The following is a 4,683-nucleotide window of genomic DNA, read 5'->3' on the forward strand; positions in this document are numbered from 1 at the left end:
CTGCGGTTTTCCTCGCGCTACCTCGGCATAGCCCGCAAGCGGTCTCTGCCCTCGGAACGCTGCTCGGTTCTTTGGTGGCAAAGAAAGGAAGTGCCCCGCGGCATGAGCGAAGCCCGCCCGGTTCTGCGAACCGGATTTCCGTCGGCGCGTAGGTAAAAAATGATTCTGAATAATACCGGATCGCCGCCAGCGGAAAGAGCAACGAGCACCGTCGAGTTGCGGGCCTCCCGACGGGGAGGCGGCGACTCGCGCGACCGAGGGGCGCGGTTTACTTAGCTTCCGACAGTAAAACGGCCGGAGCCGGCGGGAGCTTTGGGGTAAAGGCGGCCAATAAAACAGCCAACGGCTGCGGTTCGCGTGCCGAGCGGCACCGGGCCTCCTCCGCCACCGGCATCGCAGCCATACCCCACGCCCCGGAAACCAATAGATATTGACCTAACACCATTCAGATGTTCGACATAGTCAGATTCGAGAATCCCCGCATCCTGTGGCTCCTGCTTGTACTGGCGCCCATGATCGCATACTACGTTTACCGCACCATACAGGGACGCGCCGCCATACAAGTCTCCGCCACCAGCGGCGTGCAGCGGCTGCCGCACACCTATCGCTACTGGTTGCGGCATGCCCCGTTCGTGCTGCGGTGTCTGGTCGTGGCCCTGGTCATCTTCGCCATGGCCAGGCCCCAGAGCTCCGAAGACCGGCAGAACGTCAACGCCGAAGGAATCGACATTGTCATGACCTTAGACATATCCGGGTCGATGCTCGCACGCGACTTCACCCCCGACCGGCTCAGCGCCGCCAAAGACATCGGATCGAAATTCATCATCGGACGCCCTACCGACCGGATCGGATTAGTCGTTTTTGCCGGCGAAGCCTTCACCCAGTCGCCCATTACGACCGACCACGTATCGCTCGTCAACCTGATGAACCAGATCGAAAGCGGCATGATCGCCGACGGCACCGCCATCGGGAACGGGCTTGCCACCGCCGTGAACCGACTGAAAGAAAGCGACTCGCCGAGCAAAGTGATTATACTATTGACCGACGGCGTGAACAACAGCGGACAGATCGACCCACTGACAGCGGCACAGATCGCCGCCGATTACGGCATCCGCGTCTACACCGTCGGCGTAGGGACGGAAGGGGTCGCCCCGATGCCCGCTCTGGATGCTTGGGGCGGAATCACGTTCGTACAGGCCAAAGTCGAGATCGACGAGAAAATGCTCCGCGAGATTGCGGAACAGACCGGAGGACGTTACTTCCGCGCCACCGACAACACCAAACTCGCCGAAATATACGCCGAGATCGACCGGCTGGAAAAGACCCAAGTCGAAGTCGAGAACTTCGTCAAATACAGCGAAGTCTACCACATGTGGCTTTTATTGGCCGTCGGGCTTCTGTTCGTGGAGATATTGTGCCGCTATCTGTTCCTGCGGCAGATACCGTAAGAGCCATTCCGTCGCGGGAAAGCCGGAGAAGAGATAAAAAAGCATGGGCCCGATGCTTTTCCGCAAATGACAGACGTTGGCGGGGGTGTCTGCCTGGAAAAACAAAAGGCCCATGCAAAAACAAACGATATTCAAAACCTTGCCCGATAGACAGACAAGTACGATCTGCATGAAATAACGGTACAAAGATAGAAATAAAAACCGATAAACCGCAAAAAAAGATTAAATTTACTGTCCGAATCACAAAAAAATCAGACCATTTCCGCGGAAATCTATGAAAATCATTACTTTATGCGGCCTCGCCGCCTTTACCGCAGCCCTTGCCGGCTGCCAGAGCGCTATGACCATCAAGACCAAGCCTTATCCCGTCGCCCGCATGGACACCACCGTGGCGGACGACTACCACGGCACGATCGTCAAAGACCCGTACCGCTGGCTCGAAGACGACCGTTCGGCGGAAACCGCTGCATGGGCGGCGGCAGAAAATGAAGTGACGCAGGACTACCTGTCGCAGATCCCCTATCGCGAACGGATCAAACAGCGGCTGACGCAACTCTATGATTATCCGAAAGAAGGGACACCGTTCCGCGTCGGCGAATACTATTTCTTCTACAAAAACGACGGATTGCAGAACCAGAGCATCCTCTATCGCCGGAAAGGGTTGGACGGAGAACCGGAGGTTTTTATCGACCCGAATACTTTGTCTGCGGACGGGACTGCGGCTTTGAACACCGTCACCTTTTCGCAGGACGACCGGTATGCCGCCTACTCGGTGGCACGGTCGGGGTCGGACTGGGTGAAGATTTACGTAATGGAGGTAGCCACGCGCCGGCAGCTGCCGGACAGTATCGAATGGGTCAAGTTCAGCGGCGCGAGCTGGGGAAAGGACGGATTTTATTACAGCGGCTACGATGCACCGGAGCCGGGCAGCGGCGTCTACTCGGCGAAAAACGAATACCAGAAAGTCTACTTCCACCGGCTGGGGACTTCGCAAACTGAAGATCAGCTCATTTATGAAGACCGGGAACATCCGCTGCGTTACTTCTCCGGTTTCGTGAGCGACGACTTCCGGTGGCTCTTCATCGTGGGGTCGGAGGGGACGAGCGGAGCCGAAATCCTATACAAACGGGCGGACGAGGCAGACGCGCCGTTCCGCACCCTGTTCAAAGGATTCGCAAACGACTACTCCATCATAGACTGCGTGGGAGACACCGCCTATGTGCTGACCAACGACGCGGCGCCGAATTTCCGGTTGGTATCGGTCGATCTGAGTGCTTCGGAAGCGGCGGCCTCTGCGATGCGGAATGTCATTCCGGAGTCCGGGAACCTGTTGCAGTGGGCGACGACGGCAGGCGGGGCGATTTTTGCAGGGTATCTGCAAGACGCGTCGAGCCGGGTCTATCAATACGACATGTCGGGACGCCGGGTGCGGGAGATCGAACTGCCGGGGATCGGCACGGCAGGCGGTTTCGACGGCAAGGCGGAAGATACGGAAGTGTTCTACGGATTCAGCAGCTTCAACGTGCCGCCGACCTCGTACCGCTATACGATTGCCGACGGAACTTCGACGCTGTACCACGCGACGGAAGTGAATTTCGACGTTTCGGCATTCACGGTGGAACAAGTCTTCTATCCGTCGAAAGACGGCACGCGGGTGCCGATGTTCTTAGTCTACAAGAAAGGGTTGAAACGGGACGGGGCGAATCCGGTCTATCTCTACGCTTACGGGGGATTCAACATCAGCATGCCGCCGAGTTTCTCGCCGTCGCGGATTCTGCTGCTCGAGCAGGGCGGGATTTTTGCGCTGGCCAACATCCGGGGCGGGAGCGAATACGGCGAGGCTTGGCACCGGGCAGGGATGTTGGAAAAGAAACAGAACGTGTTCGACGACTTCATCGCGGCAGCCGAATACCTGATTGCGGAACGATATACATCGCCGGAAAAGCTGGCCATTGCGGGGGGGTCGAACGGAGGGCTGCTGGTCGGGGCGTGCCTGACGCAGCGGCCGGACTTGTACTGCGCGACGTTCCCGATGGTGGGGGTGCTGGACATGCTGCGCTACCACAAGTTCACGATCGGCTGGGGCTGGGTCGTGGAGTACGGCTCGGCGGACAACGCGACCGACTTTCCGTATCTCTATAAATATTCGCCGCTGCACAACATCCGGCAGGGGACGTGCTACCCGCCGACGATGATCATGACAGCGGATCATGACGACCGGGTGGTGCCGGCCCATTCGTTCAAGTTCGGGGCGACGCTTCAGGCGGCGCAGTCGGCGGCGGGGTGCGAGGCTCCGATCTTGCTGCGGGTCGAATCCGATGCGGGGCACGGCGCGGGAAAACCGGTCTCGAAATCGATTCAGGAGCAGGCGGATATCTGGTCGTTCTTCCTCTGGAACGCAGGGATCAGGGATTTGAAGTAGTTTTTGGCGGCAGGGCGGTGTATCCGGCAGCAAATCCGAAGCGGAAAACGAACGAATGAAAAGTCGGCTATGGGAAATTTCAAGGAAGAGATAGCGAAGATACGCGCTTTCGTATTTGATGTGGACGGCGTGTTCACCGACGGACGGATACTCATTACTCCGGAAGGCGAGTTCCTGCGCGAATACAGCATGCGCGACGGGCTGGCCGTGGTGCGGGCTGTGGAAAAGGGATACCCGATCGGCATCATCTCCGGAGGCCGCGGCGACCAGCTCCGCAAACGCATGGAAGGGTTGGGCATTCGGCATATCTATACCGGCCAAGACTCCAAGATCGAATCGCTGCACCATTTTTCCGAACAGTGCGGCGTACCCTTGCATGAAATGATATACATGGGCGACGACTATCCCGACATCGAACCGATGCGGGCCGTGCGGCTCGCCGCCGCCCCTGCCGACGCCGCAGATGCGGTGAAAGGGATGGTGCATTACGTCTCCGCATTCGACGGCGGACGGGGATGCGTGCGCGACATGATCGAGCAGGTTCTCCGGGCCAGGGGCGACTGGTTTGAAATTTAGACGATTATATAGTATCGTACCCGCATTTTTAACCATTTTTCGAGTTCGGCTCTGCGCCGGGGGCCGCTTCTCGCGGCCGGGGGGCGGTGCGAGCCGAAAAATCGGGACAAGGGAGGGCTGGTACGATAAAATATATAATCGCGATTGGATCGTACCCACATTTTAACCATTTTTCGAGTTCGGCTCTGCGCCGGGGGCCGCTTCTCGCGGCCGGGGGGCGGTGCGAGCCGAAAAATC

General features: G+C 58.4%; 3 protein-coding genes. All 3 read left to right on the top strand.

The genetic code is table 11. The features are described from left to right. Positions 1 to 449 precede the first annotated feature (449 nt). The 3 genes from Q0Z93_RS09670 (at position 450) to Q0Z93_RS09680 (ending at position 4,446) form a co-directional block, all read left to right on the top strand. A complete protein-coding gene (locus Q0Z93_RS09670) occupies positions 450 to 1,448 on the top strand; it encodes a VWA domain-containing protein (protein WP_298065002.1) in 999 nt (332 codons plus the stop codon). Between the two features lie 274 nt (positions 1,449 to 1,722). Further along, positions 1,723 to 3,870 (top strand): prolyl oligopeptidase family serine peptidase, encoded by a 2,148-nt coding sequence (locus tag Q0Z93_RS09675; RefSeq protein WP_298065005.1) that lies wholly within the window; start codon positions 1,723 to 1,725, stop codon positions 3,868 to 3,870. Positions 3,871 to 3,939: 69 nt separating this feature from the next. After that, the gene (locus Q0Z93_RS09680) at positions 3,940 to 4,446 is read left to right on the top strand and encodes an HAD hydrolase family protein (protein WP_298065009.1); all 507 of its coding nucleotides are present in this window, start codon (positions 3,940 to 3,942) and stop codon (positions 4,444 to 4,446) included. The last annotated feature ends 237 nt before the right edge of the window (positions 4,447 to 4,683 follow it).

It is taken from the genome of uncultured Rikenella sp., from assembly GCF_947628055.1.
Classification (GTDB): Bacteria; Bacteroidota; Bacteroidia; order Bacteroidales; family Rikenellaceae; genus Rikenella.